The sequence below is a fragment of the Mesorhizobium sp. YC-39 genome, assembly GCF_025753795.1.
GTDB lineage: Bacteria > Pseudomonadota > Alphaproteobacteria > Rhizobiales > Rhizobiaceae > Mesorhizobium.
This window is the reverse complement of record NZ_JAOWPS010000002.1, coordinates 752501-773697: the sequence shown is the minus strand read 5'-3', so window position 1 is coordinate 773697 and position 21197 is coordinate 752501. Positions and strand designations below refer to the sequence as shown.

Here is a 21197-nt window from a genome sequence, read left to right as displayed (position 1 = left end):
GATTGTTGACCCGATGGTCGATGTGACGATCTATACGCGGATGATGTGCGGTTATTGCACCGCGGCCAAGCGGCTGCTCGAGCGCAAGGGCGTTGCCTATATCGAACACGACGCGTCCTTCTCGCCGGAGCTGCGCCAGGAAATGATTTCGCGCGCACGCGGCCGCTCGACCTTTCCGCAGATTTTCATCGGCGACACGCATGTCGGCGGCTGCGACGACCTTCACGAACTGGAGGCGCAGGGCCGGCTGGACAAACTTCTTGCCAACGGCTCGGCGATTTGAGGATATGACCATGAGTGTTTTCAAGGCGGCGGCGATCCAGATGCGTTCGGGCACCAGCCCGGAGCGCAATGCGGCCGATCTGGAGCGGCTGGTGCGCGAGGCGGCAAGCCAGGGCGCGACCTATATCCAGACCCCGGAAATGACCGGTGCGCTGGTCCGCGACAAGCAGGCACGAGCCACCTCATTCACCTCCGAGGACAAGGACATCATCGTCGCAACCGCGCGCAAGCTGGCCCGAGAATTCGGCGTCTTCCTGCATATCGGCTCGACCGCCATCCTGCGCACCGATGGCAAGCTCGCCAACCGCGCGCTGCTGTTCGGTCCCGATGGCGCTACGCTCGCCACCTATGACAAGATCCACATGTTCGACGTCGATCTCGACAATGGCGAGAGCTGGCGCGAATCCGCCGCCTATGAACCCGGCACCGAGGCTGTCGTCATCGGCATCGACGGTGCAAGGCTGGGCTTCGCCGTCTGCTACGATCTGCGCTTTCCGCAGCTCTTCCGCGCCGAGGCGCTGGCCGGCGCCGACCTGCTTTCGGTGCCCGCCGCCTTCACCCGTCAAACCGGCGAAGCGCACTGGCATGTGCTGCTCAGGGCGCGCGCGATCGAAAACGGCGCCTATGTCGTGGCCGCCGCGCAAGGCGGACTGCACGAGGACGGTCGCGAGACCTATGGCCATTCGCTGATCGTCGATCCATGGGGCCGCATCATCGCCGAGGCCGCGCATGACGAGCCCACCGTGATCGTCGCCGAGATCGACCCGGCGCAATCTCTCGCCGCGCGCAAAAAAATCCCCAATTTGAAGAATGCTCGGGACTTTGCCGTGAACGCCGGTTCGGCCGCGGCACTGCCTCTCAGGGGTGCGGCATCTTGATCCGCTTTTCCCTGATCTGCGAGCACGACCACGAATTCGAAGGCTGGTTCCGCAGCAATGACGACTTCGACACCCAGAAGAAGCGCGGTTTCGTCGACTGCCCCACCTGTGGCTCGCACAAGATAGAAAAGGCGCTGATGGCGCCGGCCGTCTCCACCGGGCGCAGACAGGAGAAGATCGCGCTTGCCATGGGTGAGGCGCAGAAGCAGGCGCTGGCGCAGTTGAAGGCGATGGCCGAGAAGGTGCGCGAGAATGCCGACTATGTCGGCGACAAGTTCGCCGAGGAAGCGCGCAAGATCCATTTCGGCGAGAGCGACCCGCGCGGCATTTATGGCGAGGCGACGCTCGAGGAAGCCAAGAGCCTGGTCGAGGACGGCGTCGAGTTCATGCCGATCCCGGTGTTCCCGGAGGACCGGAACTGACAGGTTGGTGTGAAAATCTGACGATTGGTACCCGAGACGGGATTCCGCTTCCGACCCGTTGCAGTCCTTGGAGCAAGTCGCAAAATCTGATTTATGCGACGTTGCAAAAATCGGGCGCGAAACTGTCGCTTTAATCGGGATTTTTGCGAAAGCTTGACGAATCAAGGCTCGCCCGACATCTTCATTTTGGCGTGGCCTGCGCCTAACCTCCCAGACCTTCCCCAGCATGGTCTTGAACGGAGGCAAAGGGACTTCCGTCTCAGGCTGCTGTCTTGGTCCGATCGTTTCGGGCGAGGTTGCTGGGGAACCGCGTCCGGGACGTGAAAGGCCTGACAATGACGCAAAATGGAAATCTCAAACGCCGTGTACGTGCTCGCGCAGCCAAAACCGGCGAATCTTACACCGCAGCTCTCCAACATATTCGCCAGCCGCCAGGCGAGCCCGTAATCCGATCGATATGGGTGGCTGTAGCACAAACGTCTCTGTTCAACGATCCCCGCGATAGTGTCGCGCTTCGCGCCAGCGGAACCGAAATGCGCCGGCTGATGCGTGATGCACAGAAAGCGGAGGCTCGCGTCGTACATTTCCCGGAAGGGACGACCTGCTGCCCGAACAAGCGTATCATGTCTGAAAACGGCCCCCGAGAAATCGGCCCCTCAGATTGGACACGCTTCGAGTGGGGCGCGTTACGCGAGGAGCTGGAAGCGACCAGAAAGCTTGCGGGGGAACTTAAGCTATGGACGATCTTTGGCTCGGTTCATCAGCTCACCGCGCCGCATCGACCGCATAACAGCCTTTACGTGATATCCGATCATGGAGAACTGGTGACACGATACGACGAGCGCCTGCTATCAAACACGAAAATTTCGTTCATGTACTCTCCAGGGAAAGCTCCGGTGACGTTTGAGGTGGATGGTCTCCGTTTCGGTTGCGCCCTCGGTATAGAGGCCCATTTCCCTGAAATCTTTATGGAGTATCAGCGCCTGGATGTTGACTGCGTCCTGTTCTCGACCATGGGGGAAGCCGCTGCCAACGAGCCGAATTTTGCGGCAGAGGTTCTGGGACTTGCGGCAAGCAATCCCCTTTGGGTCAGTTATTCGGCTCACGCACCTAAAAGCATGACAACCCCCTCCGGGGTGGCTGGCCCCGAAGGACGATGGGCAGCGCAATGCCCGGCAAACGGTGAGCCCGCAATTGCTGTTGCCGACATCTGGGCTGATCCGCAGCATCCTGCAAGGCCGTGGCGGCGAAAGGCTCGCGCTGATCTTTACACGCCTCATCACATAGAAGGTGATCCGAGGAGTGACGGCAGAAATCTATTTTAGTTGAACGTCAACGGTCAGGGGCTGGCCTTCGGCCCCTGACGACATGTCCCTGTTCCCAGTCTGGCGGTCAGTTTGTGCCGGTCTTTGCATTATTCAAGAATCCCAAAATAGGTCTTTCGTCCCAGACCTGGACCTCAATGAAGCGATCATAGCGCCGCAGGTGATCTGTCCGCCAACGCTCACCGGGCATTCCGAAATCTTCGACTACTCGCTTGATCTGATGCAACGTAAACACTTGTCCGTGGTAGGGTTGCCGTTCGGGTCGATGGTCGTCACGGGTCCCGATAGGCAAGCTGGCCATGCTATCGGGATAGGTAAAAGTGAGCACGTCCGGGGGAATCTCGGCAAGCGGCATCACCAAGGAGCACGGGCGAGAAAAATCTCGACCGTCTGCAAAATCACCGAGAAAGAAGTAGATCGGTCTATTCCGTCGAGTTTGCCCCAGGAGTCGCTGCCTCTCGTTAATCAGCCATGCTTCTGTTTCGAGCCGTCTACCGAGATAGTTTGCCTTAATGGTCCGCTTGCCTGCATCCCGGATGCGTTGCAAGGCCTGCTCTGCTTCAGCAGGGGGCAAATCACATAGATTCGAGAGGAAGACGCCTTTCGGATCGTAGTTATGCGTCACAACCTCTGGAATCGTATTCACTGGCTCGGCTCGAATCTCGCTCGGTGCTCCATCTTAATTTGGAAAGACTCCGCCGTCACCGTTGCGGTCAAGACCGAGTCGGCAGAAATTCCCTTAAGCTTGAAGATGGCTAATCTGTCGCGGAACTCCTGACATTCGCCACGGATCGAGCGTCATTGAAAGCCAAGCGATTTGCTCGTCGCAAAACTTTCTCGCGAAAGTCTGAGTTTCGCGACCGATTTTCGTGATGGCCGCAAGGCCTGCCCTCCACCCTGAGCGGTAGTTTAGTTTTGGGCACCAACCGTCAGGTTTTCACCCCCGGCTCACGCTCCCTATCAATTTCTCGAGCAGGCGAGCCAGTGTCTCCTGCTCCGGGCGCGTCAGGCCGGAAAGGATCTCGTGTTCGTTGGCGACGTGGGCGGCGACCGCCTCATCGATCAATGCGAGACCTTTTTCGGTCAGTTGCACGACGATCCCGCGCCGGTCGCTGGGATGCGGTGCGCGTTCGATCAGCCCGGCCTTCTCCAACTGGTCGAGCCGGTTGGTCATGGCGCCCGACGTCACCATCGTCGCCTCATAGAGTGCGGTCGGCGTCAGCGCGTAAGGTGACCCGGAACGGCGCAGCGTCGCCAGCACGTCGAATTCCCCGGATTGCAATCCGTAGCGCGCAAACAAAGGAGCGAGGCGCTCGCGGGCGATCAGCGACGAGGCCTCGCTCAACCGTCCAAGCACGGCCATCGGAGAAACATCCAAATCCGGCCGTTCCCTTTTCCACTGCTCGATGGCTTTCGCTGCGCGATCCATTTATCTCACCGTTAAATATCTTGACGTTAAGATTCTTTGTATTGTCTTACCTCAAGATACAATGCTGGCCAAGAGCCGCAAAATGGGCGACAGGGCTACGACATGAAATTTTTCTGGGATTCAGCGCTCGGTCTTTTGGTCGTCACCGGCGGCCTGCTCGGCCTGACGCTGCCGTTCGGCAAGCTGGCGACGGCGGCCGGAGTTCCCGCCATCATCTGGGCCTTCGTCATCTCGCTCGGCGCCGGCAGCGTGCTTTTGTGCGCCTTGCTGCTGCGCGGGCAGCGCATCCGGCTGACGGTGCACAGGCTGCGCTACTTCTTCGTCACGGCGACGGTGTCCTATGCCTTGCCCAATCTGTTGATGTTCTCGGCCATCCCGCATCTCGGCGCCGGTTACACCGGCATCATGTTCACGCTGTCGCCTGTTATCACGCTGGTGTTTTCGATCCTGCTCGGTGTCCGGCGCCCCAATCTGCTTGGTGTCGTCGGCATTGCCGTCGGCTTCGTCGGTGCGGTGATGGTGGCGGTGACGCGCGGCGAGGCCGGCCAGCCGGCCGAATTTTTCTGGGTGGCAGTGGGGCTGCTCATCCCGGTCAGTCTTGCCGTCGGCAACATCTACCGCACGGTCGACTGGCCCGAAGGGACCGGACCGATCGAGCTTGCCGTTGGCAGCCATCTGGCAGCGGCAGTGCTGCTTTTTTGCGGCATCCTCATGCTGCCGGGCGGCGGTTCGCTTGCCCTGCTCGCCGGCGTGCCGCTGATCGTCGTTGGGCAGGTCGCGTCTGCTGCTGCGATGTTCGCCTTCTTCTTCCGCCTGCAGGCGGTCGGCGGCCCGGTCTATCTCAGCCAGATCGGCTATGTCGCGGCTGCGGTCGGGCTGTTTGCCGGGACGGTCTTTCTGGGCGAGCATTACCAATTGCTGACCTGGGCGGGCGCGGCCATCATCACCGCAGGCGTGTTCATCACCACGAAAGCGCAAAGCCAGATCGCCATGAAGACGCAAAGCCAGACGGCGTGACGTTTTGTTTGACCATGATCTTGTCCGAAAACCGGATTCCCATTTTTCGGATCGTAGTCTCAGCCTGGACCGTCGCCGCTCTGTTCGCAGCCGGGTTCCGGCCGGGGATGCCGGCGGGGCGCGGGCCGCCCGCGGCCGTTTCAGACGGATGCCTTTTCCGCCAGCACCATGTAGTTGACGTCCATGTCGTTCGACCGCTGCCAGCGGTCGGCGAGCGGATGATAGACGACGCCGGTGCGGTCGATGACGGTCAGCCCGGCGCCGGCGAGCGCCTTTTCGAGCTCTTCGGGACGCACCAGCTTGCCGAACTGGTGGGTGCCGCGCGGCAGCCAGCGCAGCACATATTCGGCGCCGATGATGGCCAGACCCAGCGCCTTCAGCGTACGGTTGATGGTGGCGACGAACATGATGCCGCCCGGCTTGACCATCTCGCCGCATTTGGCCACGAACAGGTCGATGTCGGCGACATGTTCGACCACTTCCATGTTGAGGATGACGTCGAATTTCTCGCCGGCGTCGGCGAGATCCTCGGCCGTCGTCGCGCGATAGTCGACGCTCACATTGCCCTCGGCGGCGTGCAATCTGGCCACTTCGATATTGGTAGCGGATGCGTCGGCGCCGACCACTTCGGCGCCAAGCCGCGCCATCGGCTCGCACAAAAGCCCGCCGCCGCAGCCGATGTCGAGGAAGCGCAAACCTTCGAACGGCCTTGCCGCGCGCGGGTCGCGGCCGAAGCGCGCCGCGACCCGGTCGCGGATATAGGCAAGCCGGATCGGATTGAACTTGTGCAGCGGGCGGAACTTGCCGTTCGGGTTCCACCATTCGGCGGCAAGAGCGGAAAAACGCTCCACTTCTCCTGCATCGATCGTCGATCGTCGGGGCTCTGGCATGGCATGGTCTCCCGCAGACTCAAAAATTCAGAGCGCGATCGGACGCAAAACGACTTTTGCTAATCGCGCTCTGGTGCGCTAGGAAGTCGGGCGTGAGGGCAGGAAAGTCAAGGTAACAATTTTCGCCGACCAGTCCCTGCTGACCAAAGGTGCCGCTGCCTCGGCGCATCAAAATGCTGTTATCCACAGGTCGCAGCAAGCCGCGGGACCTTATCACGAGGGGCGAGAGGATTCCGGCACTTGCCCACGGTCCTTGCAGATAGTCCCTGTTTTGGCTAAGGAGGCCGCGCATTCAACGGCCGGCCTCAACCGGACGTCCTTTCCGTTTTTTCGGCCTTCGGTCCGGCATCCAGTCAAAGGCATTTCGCTTCCATGGCGCGCATCGTGATGAAATTCGGCGGAACCTCCGTCGCCGACATCGCCCGCATCCGCAACGTGGCGCGCCATGTCAAACGCGAAGTCGATGCTGGCCATGAGGTCGCGGTGGTGGTCTCGGCGATGGCTGGCAAGACCAACGAGCTCGTGCAATGGACGCGCGAAGCCTCGCCGATGCACGATGCTCGTGAATATGATGCCGTCGTCGCCTCCGGCGAACAGGTGACGGCCGGTCTTTTGGCGATCGCGCTGCAGAATATGGGGGTGCATGCGCGGTCATGGCAGGGCTGGCAGATCCCGATCAAGACCGACAACGCGCATGGCGCGGCGCGCATTCTGGACATTGACGGCGCATTTTTGATCAAGCGCTTCGGCGAGGGCCAGGTGGCGGTGGTGGCCGGTTTCCAGGGTATCGGGCCGGACAATCGCATCGCCACGCTCGGCCGCGGCGGCTCGGACACCAGCGCCGTCGCCATCGCGGCGGCGGTCAAGGCCGACCGCTGCGATATCTATACCGATGTCGACGGGGTCTACACCACCGATCCGCGCATCGAGCCGAAGGCGCGGCGGCTGGCCAAGATTTCCTTCGAGGAAATGCTTGAAATGGCCTCGCTCGGCGCCAAGGTGCTGCAGGTGCGCTCGGTCGAGCTTGCCATGGTGCACAGGGTGCGTACTTTCGTGCGGTCGTCCTTCGACGATCCCGACGCGCCTGGAATGGGGGATTTGCTCAATCCGCCCGGAACGCTCATTTGCGACGAGGAAGAGATCGTGGAACAGCAGGTCGTCACCGGAATTGCCTACGCCAAGGACGAAGCGCAGATTTCGCTGCGCCGTGTCGGCGACCGGCCGGGCGTCGCCGCCGGCATCTTCGGGCCACTGGCCGAGGCCAACATCAATGTCGACATGATCGTCCAGAACATCTCCGAGGACGGCAAATTCACCGATATGACCTTCACCGTGCCATCCGGCGACGTCGACAAGGCGCTGGCCGTGCTCGAGCGCCTGAAGGGCACGATCGGCTATGACGTGGTGCAGTCGGAAGCCGGCATGTCGAAAGTCTCGGTCATCGGCATCGGCATGAGGAGCCATGCCGGCGTCGCGGCCACCGCCTTCAAGGCGCTCGCCGACCGCGCCATCAATATCCGTGCCATCACGACCTCCGAGATCAAGATTTCGATATTGATCGACGGTCCTTATACGGAACTTGCGGTTCGCACTTTGCATTCCGTCTACGGTCTGGATAAGCAGTAGCAAGACTTGAGTCAGTTGTTGCGTGAGCGCCGGCCGCAGGAGAAACTGCGCCGGCTGACATGCCATTGGAGAAGAAGCCGCGATGCGTGATACGGCCAGTGGCCCGCGCGTTTTGCTGAAACGGCTCCGCGAGCTCATGCAGGAGCCGCTGGAGCCGCAGGAGCGGCTCGACCGCATCGTGCGCGACATCGCCTCCAACATGGTCGCCGAAGTGTGCTCGCTCTATGTGCTGCGCGCCGATTCGGTGCTCGAACTCTATGCCACCGAGGGTCTGAACCCCAACGCCGTCCACTTGGCGCAGCTCAGGCTGGGACAAGGCCTCGTCGGCACCATCGCGGCCTCCGCGCGGCCGCTCAACCTTTCCAACGCGCAGGAGCATCCGGCCTTCGCCTACCTGCCGGAGACGGGGGAAGAGATCTACAATTCCTTCCTCGGCGTGCCGGTGCTCAGGGCAGGGCGCACGCTCGGCGTGCTGGTGGTCCAGAACAAGACCATGCGCCACTATCGTGACGACGAGGTCGAGGCGCTGGAAACCACGGCGATGGTGATCGCCGAGATGATCGCCACCGGCGATCTGGCGCGGTTGACCCGGCCCGGGCTCGAACTCGACTTGCGCCGTCCGGTGAGCTTCACCGGCCTGTCCTTCAACGAGGGCGTCGGGCTTGGCCATGTCGTGCTGCATGAGCCGCGCATCGTCGTCACCAATTTGTTCAACGAGGACAGCGAGGAGGAGGTCAGGCGGCTCGACACCTCCCTCAGTTCGCTCAGGCTTTCCATTGACGACATGCTGGAACGCCGCGAAGTTGCCTTCGAGGGCGAGCATCGCCAGGTACTCGAAGCCTATCGCATGTTCGCCAACGACAGTGGCTGGGTGCGGCGGCTCGAAGAGGCGATCCGCAACGGTCTGACCGCGGAAGCGGCGGTCGAGAAGGTGCAGAGCGACATGCGCGCCCGCATGATGCACATGACCGATCCGTATCTGCGCGAGCGGATGAGCGATTTCGACGATCTCGCCAACCGGCTGCTGCGCCAGTTGATGGGGCGCGGGCCGGAAGATGTCGCGGCCGCGCTGCCGAAGGATGCCATCATCGTCGCCCGTTCGATGGGGGCCGCCGAACTGCTCGACTATCCCAGGGACAAGCTGCGCGGCGTGGTGCTGGAGGATGGGGCTGCGACCAGCCACGTCGTCATCGTGGCGCGCGCCATGGGCATACCGGTCGCCGGACAGATGAAGGGCGCCGTTTCCATGGCGGAAAACGGCGATGCCATCATCGTCGATGGCGAGGAAGGCCTCATCCATCTGCGGCCGCAGCCCGATCTGGAGGCCGCCTACGCCGAAAAGGTCCGCTTCAGGGCGCGGCGGCAGGAGGTTTATCGCGAGTTGCGCAAGAAGCCGTCGCTGACCAAGGACGGTGTCCAGGTCGATCTCTTGATGAATGCAGGCCTGGCCGTCGACCTGCCGCAGCTTGCCGAGGCGGGTGCTGCCGGCATCGGCCTGTTCCGCACCGAGCTGCAATTCATGGTCGCCTCGACCTTTCCCCGCGCCGAGGCACAGGAAAAGCTCTATCGCGACGTGCTCGACGCGGCGCGCGGCAAGCCGGTCACCTTCCGCACCATCGATATTGGCGGCGACAAGGTGCTGCCCTACTTCAAGGGAGCGATCCAGGAAGAGAATCCGGCGCTCGGCTGGCGCGCCATCCGGCTGACGCTCGACCGGCCGGGCCTGCTCAGGACCCAGATCCGCGCGCTGCTGAAGGCCTGCGGCGGGCGCGAACTGAAGCTGATGCTGCCGATGGTGACCGAGCTTGGCGAGATCGCCCAGGCGCGCGAGATCATCGATCGCGAGGTGCGGCATCTGTCGCGTTTTGCCCATCATCTGCCGACCAGCCTGAAGCTCGGGGCCATGCTGGAAGTGCCGTCGCTGCTGTTCCAGCTCGACGAGTTGATGAAGGCCGTCGATTTCGTCTCGGTCGGCTCGAACGATCTGTTCCAGTTCGTCATGGCGGTCGATCGCGGCAACACACAGCTCTCCGACCGCTTCGACACGCTGTCGACGCCGTTCCTGCGCATCTTGAAACTCATTGCCGATGCCGGCGCGCGCAACCACACGCCGGTGACGCTATGCGGTGAACTCGCCGGCAAGCCGATCTCGGCGATGGCACTGATCGGCTTGGGATACCGCTCGATCTCGATGTCGCCGGCCTCGATCGGTCCGGTCAAGGCGATGCTGACGGAATTGCCGCTGGATGAATTGCAGGCATTCTTCGACGATAATCTGATGGCGCCGGCCCAGGGGCTGCCAATGCGGGCCTTGCTGCAGGCCTTTGCCGACGACCGTTCGATTCCGTTGTAGTAGTACCCCACCATGATCAACCTGCCCCGCGACCGTATGGATCAAGTCGTCAAGCGTTTCGATATGCTCGAGGCGCAGATGTCGGCCGGGCCGGCGGCAGACGCCTATGTCCGGATGGCGTCGGAATATGCCGACATCCAGGAAATGGTGGCCAAGATCAGGGCGCTGCGCGCCGCCGAGCAGGAGCAGGCCGATCTGGAGGCAATGCTTGCCGACAAGGGCACCGATGCCGAGATGCGGGCCCTGGCGGAGGCGGATCTTCCGCAAGTCGAGGAACGCATCGAGGCGCTGCAGAAGGATATACAGATCCTGCTTCTGCCCAAGGATGCCGCCGACGACAAGAATGCCATCCTCGAAATCCGCGCCGGCACCGGCGGCGACGAGGCGGCGCTGTTCGCCGGCGACCTGTTTCGCATGTACGAACGCTACGCAGCGTCGCGCGGCTGGCGTTTCGAGACGGCCTCGGCCAGCGAGGGCGAGGTCGGCGGCTACAAGGAAATCATCGCCACCGTGTCGGGCAAGGGGGTCTTTGCCCATCTGAAATTTGAATCCGGCGTGCATCGCGTGCAGCGCGTGCCGGAAACCGAAGCCGGCGGGCGCATCCACACGTCGGCGGCGACGGTCGCGGTGCTGCCGGAAGCCGAAGAGGTCGACATCGACATCCGGGCCGAGGATATCCGCATCGACACGATGCGTGCCTCGGGCTCCGGCGGCCAGCACGTCAACACTACCGATTCGGCGGTCCGTATCACCCATCTGCCGACCGGCATCATGGTGGTGCAGGCGGAGAAGTCGCAGCATCAGAACCGGGCGAAAGCCATGCAGATCCTGCGGGCCAGGCTTTACGACCTGGAGCGCGGCAAGGCGGATGAGGAGCGCTCGGAGTCGCGAAAATCGCAGGTCGGCTCGGGTGACCGCTCTGAGCGCATCCGCACCTATAATTTCCCGCAGGGACGCGTCACCGACCATCGCATCAACCTGACACTCTACAAGCTCGACCGGGTGATGATGGGCGAGCTCGACGAGATCGTCGACGCGCTGATCGCTGATCACCAATCGAAGCTGCTCGCCGACATGGGCGTCGATGGCTGACATTTTGCCGGACAGGCTCGGGTCGCTGCTGCGGGCGGCGCGGCAACGCCTGACGGAAGCCGGCGTGACCGATCCGGCGCTGGACGCCAGGCTGATCGTCGAGCATTTTTCCAGCACGACCCGCACGCAGGCCATCGCCGATCCCGAGCGCAAGATCGGCTCCGACGCGGTTGCCGCTATCGATGCGGCCCTGGAGCGGCGCATTTCCGGCGAGCCGGTGCATCGCATCCTCGGTTATCGCGAATTCCACGGCTTGCGCCTGTCGCTGTCGCCTGAAACGCTGGAGCCGCGGCCGGACACCGAAACGCTGGTCGAAGCGATAATGCCCTTCGTGAAGGCGACAGCGGAGCGGCAGCGCGAATGCCGTATCCTCGATCTCGGCACCGGTACCGGCGCCATCGCGCTGGCGCTGCTCAATGCGGTTCCTGGCGCAACTGCCACCGGCGTCGATATTTCCCAAGGCGCGTTGACGACCGCCATGTGCAATGCCAGGGAACTGGGGCTCGCCGCCCGGTTCAAGGCGCTTCAATCCGACTGGTTCGAAAAAGTTTCAGGCCGGTACCATGTAATTGCCGCAAACCCTCCCTATATACCAAGCCAAGACATTGAAAATCTGCAGGACGAAGTCCGCGATTTCGATCCGCGCCAAGCCTTGGATGGTGGTGCGGACGGTCTGAGCCCCTACAGGATCATCGCCGCCGAGGCGGCAGGGTTTTTGGACATCAAGGGCAGAATCGTGGTCGAGATCGGCCATACGCAGCGCGACGAGGTCACGGAGATATTTTCTACAGCCGGCTATGGGCGGGCTGGGGCGTTCCGCGATCTTGGCGGAAATGACAGGGTTCTGATCTTTGAACATGGGTTCTGATCGAGGAACTGACAAAGCCGTGATGCAGTGCGAAAAAACCGCTTGGCAATGCCGGGGAATGCGGCTAGGGTCGCCTTAACCGGATGAGACGAAGCAGGCAGTGCTCTTAGCGATTCGGTTTTCCTTGGAAATAGCTGCCTTCTTGCGCAAACGACGCCCAAGCTTCGTGCGGGAATCGTCCGGCAAGTGATGTAACCGGAACAGGATGACACGTGGCGCCAACGCAATTGATGCGGGCGAACGCCGGTGAAGAAACGAAACGGCTGGCTGCATGAGCGCCTCCGTTCGTGAAGAGTTGTTCGAAAATTTCAAAATGAAGAGAGTCGGATGAGGCCACAACAGCAGAACAGGCGCATGCGCGGTCGCAACAACAATGGCGGCGGTGGCAACAACAATAACAACAACAACCGCAAGGGCCCAAATCCCCTGACGCGCAACTACGAGAGCAACGGCCCGGACGTGAAGATCCGCGGATCGGCTCAGCAGATCGCCGAAAAATACGCAACCCTTGCCCGTGACGCGCAGAGCTCCGGCGACCGGGTGATGGCGGAAAACTATCTCCAGCACGCCGAACATTACAATCGCATCATTGCAGCCGCGCAGGCGCAGATGCCGATCCAGAACGCACAGCAGAACCGCGACGATTTCGATGAGGACGGCGACGAAGATCGCGACGAGTTCGACAATGCCGGCAACAATGCCGGTGAGGCTTCGGTTCCTGCGGCCGGTCATGGCGCCGGCCCGCAGCCGGTCATCGAGGGCATGCCGGCCGAGTTGGCGTTCAACCAGGAAAACAGCCGCGACAATCGTGACAGCGGGCGCGACAATGGTGGGCGCGACAACCGCGATAACAATGGCGGTCGCCACCGCGACCGTCGCCCCAATGGCGGTTATGGCCAGAACGGCCAGCGCGGCGAGTATGGTTCGCGTGGCGAGCAGGGCGGCCAGCGCGGCGATCAGAACCGGCGCAACGAGACACCGGTGCAGGCGGAAGCGGTTTCCCCGGTACAGGTGGAAGCGGCTTCCCCGACCGAAACTGGTTTCGCGCCTCAGACCGAAACCGGTTTCGTGTCTCAGGCCGAGCCTGTTTTTGCCGCCGAACCCGCGCCGCAGTTCGGCAATTTTTCGCCGGCTGCTCTCGCCGCACAGGCCGAGATGAACGAAGCGGCCGCCGAGAATGGCGCTGCGCGCCGCCCCCGGCGTCCGCGCCGTCCGCGTGCCGATGCTGTCCACGGGACAGGCCAGGTAGACGCTGACCAGGCAGACACAGGCCAGGTCAATAGTGTTGGCGACAATGCCGGTCCCGGCGAAGTGGCCGCGCCGGTTGAAGGCGGTGGCGAAGCTGTCGTTGCCGACGTCGACAACCGATAAAACAGACTTTTCTAACCGGGCGTTCAAGCCGGGTTAGAGCCAAGCCAAGTTAGAGCATCCTTTACCCTGGACGGCGGAGAGAAATCTCCGCCGTTTTTGTTTTCGCCTCGGTGGAATATTATGCTTTGACCGACATCAAGGCGTCTTGAGAGACCATGGCCTATGCACCATATCTCGCGTGAACAGGATCCGGCTCGAACGGGCGGGTCCGTCACCGCAATCTGATCCGGTGCCGCAAAGCGGGCCGGTGACGGAAGGAGACAGATATGAACCTTGAAAAATATTCCGAGCGCGTGCGCGGCTTCATCCAGTCCGCACAGACCATGGCGCTCTCCCGCAATCACCAGCAATTCACCCCCGAGCATATCCTGAAAGTCCTTGTCGACGACGAGGAGGGCTTGGCAGCATCGCTGATCGAGCGCGCCGGCGGCAGCGTTCGCGATGTCAAGCTTGGCGTCGAATCCGCCCTTGAAGCGATGCCCAAGGTGGAAGGCGGCAATGGCCAGCTTTACCTGGCGCAACCGCTGGCCAAGGTGTTTTCGACGGCCGAAGAACTGGCCAAGAAGGCCGGCGACAGTTTCGTTACGGTCGAGCGGCTGCTGACGGCACTGGCAGTTGAGAAATCCGCCAAGACCGCTGACATCCTGGCCAAGGCCGGGGTGACCGCGCAGGCGCTGAACCAGGTGATCAACGATGTCCGCAAGGGCCGCACCGCCGATTCGGCGAGCGCTGAACAGGGTTATGATGCGCTGAAGAAGTATGCGCGCGACCTGACGGCGGATGCCCGTGCCGGCAAGCTCGACCCGGTCATCGGCCGCGACGACGAGATCCGCCGCACCATCCAGGTGCTGTCGCGCCGCACCAAGAACAACCCGGTGCTGATCGGCGAGCCCGGCGTCGGCAAGACGGCGATCGCCGAAGGGCTGGCGCTGCGCATCGTCAATGGCGACGTGCCGGAATCGCTCAAGGACAAGCAGTTGATGGCGCTCGACATGGGCGCGCTGATTGCCGGCGCCAAATATCGCGGCGAGTTCGAGGAGCGGCTGAAGGCCGTGCTCAACGAGGTGACCGCCGCGGCCGGCGGCATCATCCTGTTCATCGACGAGATGCACACGCTGGTCGGCGCCGGCAAGGCCGATGGCGCCATGGATGCATCGAACCTGTTGAAGCCGGCGCTGGCGCGCGGTGAGCTGCACTGCGTCGGTGCGACCACGCTCGATGAGTACCGCAAGCATGTCGAGAAGGATGCAGCCCTTGCCCGCCGCTTCCAGCCGGTTTTCGTCGACGAGCCGACGGTGGAGGACACCGTCTCGATCCTGCGCGGCCTGAAGGAAAAATACGAGCAGCACCACAAGGTGCGCATCTCGGATTCGGCATTGGTCGCGGCGGCGACGCTGTCCAACCGTTACATCGCCGACCGCTTCTTGCCGGACAAGGCGATCGACCTCGTCGACGAGGCCGCGTCGCGGCTCAGGATGCAGGTCGATTCGAAGCCCGAGGCACTGGACGAGATCGATCGCCGCATCATGCAGCTCAAGATCGAGCGCGAAGCGCTGAAGGTCGAGAAGGACGACGCTTCGAAGGATAGGCTTGCCCGTCTCGAGAAGGAGCTGTCCGGTCTCGAGGAAGAATCGACCGAGATCACCGCGAAATGGCAGTCCGAAAAGCAGAAGCTTGGGCTCGCCGCCGACCTCAAGAAGCAGCTCGACGAGGCGCGCAACGAGCTCGCCATTGCCCAGCGCAAGGGTGAATTCCAGCGCGCCGGCGAGCTTGCCTATGGCAAGATCCCGGAACTTGAAAAGAAGCTCAAGGAAGCTGAAGCCCAGGACGGCAAGGCCGGCATGGTCGAGGAGGTGGTCACGCCCGACCACGTCGCCCATATCGTGTCGCGCTGGACCGGCATTCCGGTCGACAAGATGCTGCAAGGCGAGCGCGACAAGCTGTTGCGCATGGAAGACGAGATCGGCAAGCGCGTCGTCGGCCAGGGCGAGGCGGTGCAGGCGGTGTCGAAAGCCGTCCGCCGGGCGCGTGCGGGCCTGCAGGACCCGAACCGGCCGATCGGCTCGTTCATGTTCCTCGGCCCGACGGGCGTCGGCAAGACCGAACTGACCAAGGCGCTGGCCAATTTCCTGTTCGACGACGAGAGCGCCATGGTGCGCATCGACATGTCTGAGTTCATGGAGAAGCACTCTGTCGCCCGGCTGATCGGCGCACCTCCCGGCTATGTCGGCTATGAGGAAGGCGGCGCGCTGACCGAAGCGGTGCGGCGCCGGCCCTATCAGGTTGTGCTGTTCGACGAGATCGAGAAGGCGCATCCAGACGTGTTCAACGTGCTGCTGCAGGTGCTCGATGATGGCCGCCTGACCGACGGGCAGGGTCGCACGGTCGACTTCCGCAACACGCTGATCATCATGACGTCGAACCTCGGTGCCGAATATCTGGTCAATCTCGGAGAGGACCAGGATGTCGATCAGGTGCGCGACGAGGTGATGAGCGTGGTGCGGGCATCGTTCCGGCCTGAATTCCTCAACCGCGTCGACGAGGTGATCCTGTTCCACCGGCTGCGCCGGCAGGATATGGGCCGCATCGTCGAGATCCAGCTCAAGCGGCTGGAAAGCCTGCTCGTCGACCGCAAGATCACGCTGTCGCTGGACCAGGAGGCGATCGACTGGCTGGCGGCCAAGGGCTACGACCCGGCCTATGGCGCGCGGCCGCTTAAGCGGGTGATGCAGAAGGAACTGCAGGATCCGCTGGCGGAGAAGATCCTGCTCGGCGAGATCCTCGACGGCTCGACCGTCAAGGTCACCGCCGGTTCCGACCGGTTGAATTTCCGCTCGAAGCCGGCGGTCGTGGCGACCGAGGCGGCGGCCTGAGTTCAGGCCGTCTCCTGAGAAAACGTCGGAGCGCCGCGCGTTCAGAAAGACGCGCGGCGTTCTTGTTTTTCATGCAAGTCGTTATCGCAAAACCGCTGCGCACTTTTGCGCGACATGTATAGAATGGGGAGCGGAATGACGCTGGACGACTACAACGGCTTCTGCGCCTCGCTGCCTGCGACGACCCATGTCGTCCAGTGGGGCGGCGCCCATGTCTGGAAGGTCGGCGCCAAGGTGTTTGCCATCGCCGGTTGGGACGAGGGCAAACAGCCCTTCGTCACCTTCAAATGCTCCGACATCGCCTATGACATCCTGAAGGAACAGCCAGGCCTCCGGCCCGCGCCCTATCTTGCGTCGCGCGGCATGAAATGGATCCAGCGCCAGACAAGCCAGAGCATGGATGACGACGCGCTGAAGGACTATCTGCGCGACAGCCATCGCCTTGTCGTGCTGAAGCTGACGAAACAGACGCGCAAGGAATTGGGGCTCGCTGCAAGCTAACGCATGTTGCTTCAGCCTTGCCAGAAATCCGCCATCTTCATGCCCGGTTCATGTTGGACCTTTATCGTAGCGACTGATTTGCTGGCGAAGGGGTTCGTCGTAAAGGCAACGCCGGAGCGGCGGCATTTGGGACCGGAGAGTTTGACCATCATGTTTCGCGGGATTTTCACCCTTTCGGCACTCGCCATCGGGCTGCTGGTGTCGAATGCGATGGCCTCGCCAATGGCGGATACCGCGCCGCGACCTGTCCGTGCGAACGATTCCGGCGGCATTCTTGTAGCCCAGAACGGTAATGTCGACGTCTATTACGACGCCAGGGGAAACCGCGTCCTCGTCGATGCCGAAACCGGCAAGGTCATCGCCATCCAGCCGCCACAGACCAGGTATGACCGCCGTGCGCTGCGCCGCGAGCGCTGGCGCAATCTCGGGCCGGTCGAGGATGACGACTACTATCTCGACGACCCGCAAGACACGGCGCGCGTCCGCCGCAGGCAGTTGGACGGGCAGGGCCGCATCATCGAGCCGCCGGCCGACGAATACGATCCCTATGGCGAGAATTCAGTGGAGGCTTTTCCGGAGGCGCCGCAGGATGACGGCAGTTATGGCAGCACCTACCCGGAAGCGCCGCAGCCGGCAAAGCCGCGCACCATCAAACGCCAGCCGCTCAACGAAGCCTCGATCGAACCGGTCGAGCCCGCCGCGCCGACCGAACAGGCGGCGCTGCCGCCAAAGACCGGTGGCAAGACAACAGTCGATCCGTCACTCTCGCTCGGCGCGCGCCAGGATATCGCCGCGCTGCAGGTGCTGCTCGACCGTGCCGGCGCTTCGCCCGGCGTCATCGACGGGCGCTTCGGCTCGAATGTCGACAAGGCACTTGCCGCCTACAATGAGATCACCGGCAGCAATCTGCGATCCACCGATGCGGTCGGCATCCAGGCAGCCCTTGCGCAATCCGGCGGCGATGCCTTCGCCTCCTACACAATCACACCGGAAGATGCGGCCGGCCCCTATGTCGCGTCGATACCGGAAAACTACAGCCAGAAGGCGCAGCTCGACCGCATGGGCTATACCTCCGTCACCGAGGCGATCGCCGAGCGGTTCCATATGGACGAGAACTATCTGAAGGCGATTAATCCGGACGCCAATTTCAACCGTCCAGGCACGATCATCAAGGTCGCCAATTTCGGCAAGCTGGTGGCAAAGCCGGTGGCACGCATCATCGCCGACAAGGGCAAGAAAGAGGTCTTTGCCTATGACGCGTCGGGCAAGCTGGTCGCGGCCTATCCGGCCACCATCGGTTCGTCGGACACGCCGTCGCCCTCCGGTACGCATACGGTGTCGCGAGTCGCGCTTGATCCCAATTACACCTACAACCCCAACATCAATTTCAAGCAGGGCGAGAACGACAAGGTCCTGACCATTCCGCCGGGCCCGAACGGACCGGTCGGCTCGGTCTGGATCGCGCTGGACAAGCCGACCTACGGCATCCACGGCACGCCCGATCCCTCCAAGATCGGCAAGACCGAAAGCCATGGCTGCGTGCGGCTGACCAATTGGGACGCGCGCGAACTCGCCAGGATCGTGTCTCCAGGCGTCACGGTGGAGTTCGTCGATTGAACGTTGCTGCTCGGATCGGCTGACGATCCGGCGTATTAGCCCGAGTGCCGGAGCCTCCGGCCTGGGTTCAACGACAACAACCTGCTGGCTGGTTGTTGATGGCGCGTCCGAGGCCTATGCAGGCTGCATGAAGTCTCCAAGCGAAGCCGCTGCCATTCCGCTGACCGGCTCTCTACCCGGTGATGCGTTCTGCCCGCAATCGCGGCGCAGGTTCGTGCTGATCGCGGCGATCCTGGCTTCCGCGCTCGGTTTTATCGATGGTTCGATCCTGGCCATCGCCACGCCGGCGATCCGCGTCGATCTCGGCGCCAGCCTGGCCGAAGCGCAGTGGATTTCCAACGCCTATGCATTGACGCTTTCGGCACTCATCCTTGTCGGCGGCGCGGCAGGCGACCGTTTCGGCCTGCGCCATGCCTTCGTCGCCGGCATCGCCTTGTTCATTGTCGCGTCGCTTGCCTGCGCGGTGGCGCCGAACCCAGCAGTGCTCATCGCCTTTCGGGCCATCCAGGGCATCGGCGCCGCCATCATGGTACCGGGCAGCCTGGCCATCATCGCCAAAGCCTATCCGAAGAAAGAACGCGGCAGGGCCATCGGCATCTGGGCGGCGGCCTCGGCGCTGACGACGGCGCTCGGTCCGGTACTGGGCGGTTTTGTCCTGTCGGCCTTCGGCGACGGCATCTGGCGGGCGATCTTCGCGATCAACCTGCCGCTCGGCCTTCTGTCGATCTACCTTTTGCTGGCCAAGGTCCCAGCCGACGCACCGGCGGAGAAGCGAAGCCTCGATCTCGGCGGTGCTGCACTCGCAACTTTGGCGTTCGGAGCGCTTGCCTACGGCCTGACCTCGATGAGCGCCGAGGGCCGCGGGCATATGTCGGGACCGAGCATTATTGTCGGCGCGGTGTTGCTTGTGGTTTTTGTCTTCTTCGAGCTGCGGCAGCGCGAGCCGATGATCGACCTCTCGCTGTTTCGCATCCGGGCTTTCGCCGGCGCCAACGCGGCGACCTTCTTCCTCTACTTCGCGCTGTCGGCCAATCTGTTCTATCTGCCGATGCTGTTGATCGCCGGATGGGGGTTGAGCACGGCGGAGGTCGGTTTCATCTTCCTGCCACTGTCGGCGTCGATCGCGCTGCTGTCGGGGCCGGTCGGTCAGTGGTCCGACCGGATCGGACCGCGTTTTCCGATCGCCAGCGGCAGTCTGGTCGTGGCCGTCGCCTTCGCCGGCCTTGCCCTGCTCGCCCACGCCGGCATCCACAATTTCTGGACGGGAACATTTCCGCTGATGGCGGTGATGGGGCTTGGCATGGCGCTGGTCGTGTCGCCGCTGTCGACAGCGATCATGACCGCCGTCGAGGACAAGGACACGGGCGCTGCCTCGGGTATCAACAATGCGGTTTCCCGCATTGGCGGCTTGATCGCGGTGGCGGCGATGGGTTCGCTCGCAGCCTGGGTCTACTCGACGATGCTGGACACCAGCGTCAGATCAGGCATTCCGGGTTTTGGTGAACCGGCACCAGTCGGGCTGGCGCCCGAACTCGATGCAACCAGGCTTGCCGCCAGCGACGCGGCCTTCTCGGCCGTCTCACTCGCAACCGCCCTGCTTTGCCTGCTTGCCGCGGTCATTGCCTGGACGACCATCTCCGGGCAGGCGCTGCCTTGGTCGCGCCGCGCGGAAAACTCGCAGGCCTGATTCGGGGAATTGATTCGCACTAGGGTCTAGGGTCTAGCCCTCGATCTTGGCGCTCGCGACCTTCAGCGAATTGCTGTCTTCCTGCTTGAGCAGATCATCGATGCGTTCGCGCTCGCGCTTGAAGGCGACGAGGTCATCGCCCTTCAGCACCTTGCCGACCGGCAGGCGAACGCGCATCGGGTCGACCTTGGTGCCGTTGACGATCAGCTCGTAGTGGAGATGCGGACCGGTGGAGAGGCCGGTCTGGCCGAGATAGCCGATGGTCTGGCCCTGGCGGACACGCACGCCCGGCTCGATGCCCTTGGCGAAGGCGCTCTGGTGATTGTAGGAGGTCTCGTAGCCATTGGCGTGGCGGATGATGATCTGCTTGCCGTAGCCGCCGGCCCAGCCGGCCTTCTCGACGACGCCGTTGCCGGCGGCAATGATCGGTGTGCCGATGGGGGCCGCCCAATCGACGCCGGTGTGCATACGGACATAGCCCAGGATCGGGTGTCTGCGGGCGCCGAAGCCGGAGCGGAATTTTCCCGCGGGCAGGGGATTGCGCAACAGGAACTGCTGGGCGCTCGAGCCGTCCTCATCGAAATAGTCGGTGCTGCCGTCCTGCATCTGGAAGCGGTAGAAATTGCGTGTCGCGCCGCCGAAGGTCGCCGAGACATAGAGCAGTTCGGATTCGTCCGATGCCTGGTCGTCGCCGTCCGGCTGCGAGAACAGCACCTCGATGCGATCCGACGGACTGAGCCGCGACTGGAAATCGACACCGGACGCGAGCAGCTTGATCAGCCGCTGGGTCATCGCCCTCGACATGCCGTAGGAATAGGCCGCTCGGTAGATGCCGTCATAGATGTTCGGCAGATTGCCGCGCACCACCACCGGCGGCGAATCATCGAACGCGGTCAAAAGTTCGGGATTGGGCTCCGGCTCCTGCGCCGGCACATACTGGCCGCGATCGTCGAGCGCGATGGTGAC

Annotated in this window: 18 protein-coding genes (1 of these 18 cut by a window edge); 14 read left to right on the top strand and 4 right to left on the bottom strand. The window is 62.7% G+C overall.

The window, feature by feature from the left end:
- The first annotated feature begins 13 nt into the window (after positions 1 to 13).
- The 4 genes from grxC (at position 14) to OHD62_RS13135 (ending at position 2907) form a co-directional block, all read left to right on the top strand.
- Positions 14 to 283, top strand: a complete 270-nt coding sequence (grxC, locus tag OHD62_RS13150) for a glutaredoxin 3 (RefSeq protein WP_263783183.1) — start codon at positions 14 to 16, stop codon at positions 281 to 283.
- A 10-nt stretch (positions 284 to 293) separates the two neighbouring features.
- Complete coding sequence (locus OHD62_RS13145) at positions 294 to 1160, top strand: carbon-nitrogen hydrolase family protein (RefSeq protein WP_263783182.1); 867 nt, start codon at positions 294 to 296, stop codon at positions 1158 to 1160.
- Positions 1157 to 1582 (top strand): DUF1178 family protein, encoded by a 426-nt coding sequence (locus OHD62_RS13140; protein WP_263783180.1) that lies wholly within the window; start codon positions 1157 to 1159, stop codon positions 1580 to 1582. The genes OHD62_RS13145 and OHD62_RS13140 overlap by 4 nt, the downstream gene beginning before the upstream one ends.
- Positions 1583 to 1917: 335 nt before the next feature.
- Positions 1918 to 2907 carry a carbon-nitrogen hydrolase family protein gene (locus OHD62_RS13135; protein ID WP_263783179.1) on the top strand — a complete coding sequence of 330 codons (990 nt, stop codon included), beginning with the start codon at positions 1918 to 1920 and terminating at the stop codon, positions 2905 to 2907.
- 67 nt (positions 2908 to 2974) lie between these two features.
- Here OHD62_RS13135 and OHD62_RS13130 read toward each other — a convergent pair whose 3' ends face one another.
- Both OHD62_RS13130 and OHD62_RS13125 read right to left on the bottom strand, forming a co-directional pair.
- Positions 2975 to 3553 (bottom strand): hypothetical protein, encoded by a 579-nt coding sequence (locus OHD62_RS13130; protein ID WP_263783178.1) that lies wholly within the window; start codon positions 3551 to 3553, stop codon positions 2975 to 2977.
- A 291-nt stretch (positions 3554 to 3844) separates the two neighbouring features.
- A complete protein-coding gene (locus tag OHD62_RS13125; RefSeq protein WP_263783177.1) occupies positions 3845 to 4336 on the bottom strand; it encodes a MarR family winged helix-turn-helix transcriptional regulator in 492 nt (163 codons plus the stop codon).
- Positions 4337 to 4438: 102 nt separating this feature from the next.
- Between OHD62_RS13125 and OHD62_RS13120 the strand changes: the two genes are divergently transcribed.
- Positions 4439 to 5353, top strand: coding sequence for a DMT family transporter (locus OHD62_RS13120; RefSeq protein ID WP_263783176.1), 915 nt, complete (start codon positions 4439 to 4441; stop codon positions 5351 to 5353).
- A gap of 140 nt (positions 5354 to 5493) precedes the next feature.
- Here OHD62_RS13120 and ubiG read toward each other — a convergent pair whose 3' ends face one another.
- Entirely contained in the window at positions 5494 to 6243 is a 750-nt protein-coding gene (gene ubiG / locus OHD62_RS13115; protein ID WP_263783175.1) for a bifunctional 2-polyprenyl-6-hydroxyphenol methylase/3-demethylubiquinol 3-O-methyltransferase UbiG, read from the bottom strand.
- Between the two features lie 372 nt (positions 6244 to 6615).
- On the opposite strand from ubiG, the gene OHD62_RS13110 reads away from it, so the two are divergent.
- From OHD62_RS13110 to OHD62_RS13070, 9 genes are all read left to right on the top strand, one after another.
- Complete coding sequence (locus OHD62_RS13110) at positions 6616 to 7869, top strand: aspartate kinase (protein ID WP_263783173.1); 1254 nt, start codon at positions 6616 to 6618, stop codon at positions 7867 to 7869.
- A gap of 82 nt (positions 7870 to 7951) precedes the next feature.
- On the top strand, positions 7952 to 10222 hold the full coding sequence (gene ptsP / locus OHD62_RS13105) for a phosphoenolpyruvate--protein phosphotransferase (RefSeq protein ID WP_263783172.1): 2271 nt from the start codon (positions 7952 to 7954) through the stop codon (positions 10220 to 10222).
- A gap of 12 nt (positions 10223 to 10234) precedes the next feature.
- On the top strand, positions 10235 to 11314 hold the full coding sequence (prfA, locus tag OHD62_RS13100; RefSeq protein WP_263783171.1) for a peptide chain release factor 1: 1080 nt from the start codon (positions 10235 to 10237) through the stop codon (positions 11312 to 11314).
- Entirely contained in the window at positions 11307 to 12182 is an 876-nt protein-coding gene (prmC, locus tag OHD62_RS13095; RefSeq protein WP_263783170.1) for a peptide chain release factor N(5)-glutamine methyltransferase, read from the top strand. Before prfA ends, prmC begins: the two co-directional genes overlap by 8 nt.
- A 327-nt stretch (positions 12183 to 12509) precedes the next feature.
- A complete protein-coding gene (locus OHD62_RS13090; protein WP_263783169.1) occupies positions 12510 to 13553 on the top strand; it encodes a DUF4167 domain-containing protein in 1044 nt (347 codons plus the stop codon).
- Between the two features lie 266 nt (positions 13554 to 13819).
- Positions 13820 to 16426, top strand: coding sequence for an ATP-dependent chaperone ClpB (gene clpB / locus OHD62_RS13085; RefSeq protein ID WP_263783168.1), 2607 nt, complete (start codon positions 13820 to 13822; stop codon positions 16424 to 16426).
- A gap of 135 nt (positions 16427 to 16561) precedes the next feature.
- A complete protein-coding gene (locus OHD62_RS13080) occupies positions 16562 to 16927 on the top strand; it encodes an MmcQ/YjbR family DNA-binding protein (protein WP_263783167.1) in 366 nt (121 codons plus the stop codon).
- A 150-nt stretch (positions 16928 to 17077) separates the two neighbouring features.
- The gene (locus OHD62_RS13075; protein WP_263783166.1) at positions 17078 to 18544 is read left to right on the top strand and encodes a L,D-transpeptidase family protein; all 1467 of its coding nucleotides are present in this window, start codon (positions 17078 to 17080) and stop codon (positions 18542 to 18544) included.
- Positions 18545 to 18671: 127 nt separating this feature from the next.
- Positions 18672 to 20231 carry an MFS transporter gene (locus tag OHD62_RS13070; protein ID WP_263783165.1) on the top strand — a complete coding sequence of 520 codons (1560 nt, stop codon included), beginning with the start codon at positions 18672 to 18674 and terminating at the stop codon, positions 20229 to 20231.
- Between the two features lie 33 nt (positions 20232 to 20264).
- On the opposite strand, the gene OHD62_RS13065 is transcribed toward OHD62_RS13070, so the two are convergent.
- Positions 20265 to 21197, bottom strand: partial view of a M23 family metallopeptidase gene (locus OHD62_RS13065; protein WP_263783874.1) — the 3' portion only. It continues 1029 nt past the right edge of the window; 933 of the gene's 1962 nt are visible here — the last part of the coding sequence; the start codon falls outside the window, past its right edge — the gene reads right to left on this strand; its stop codon occupies positions 20265 to 20267.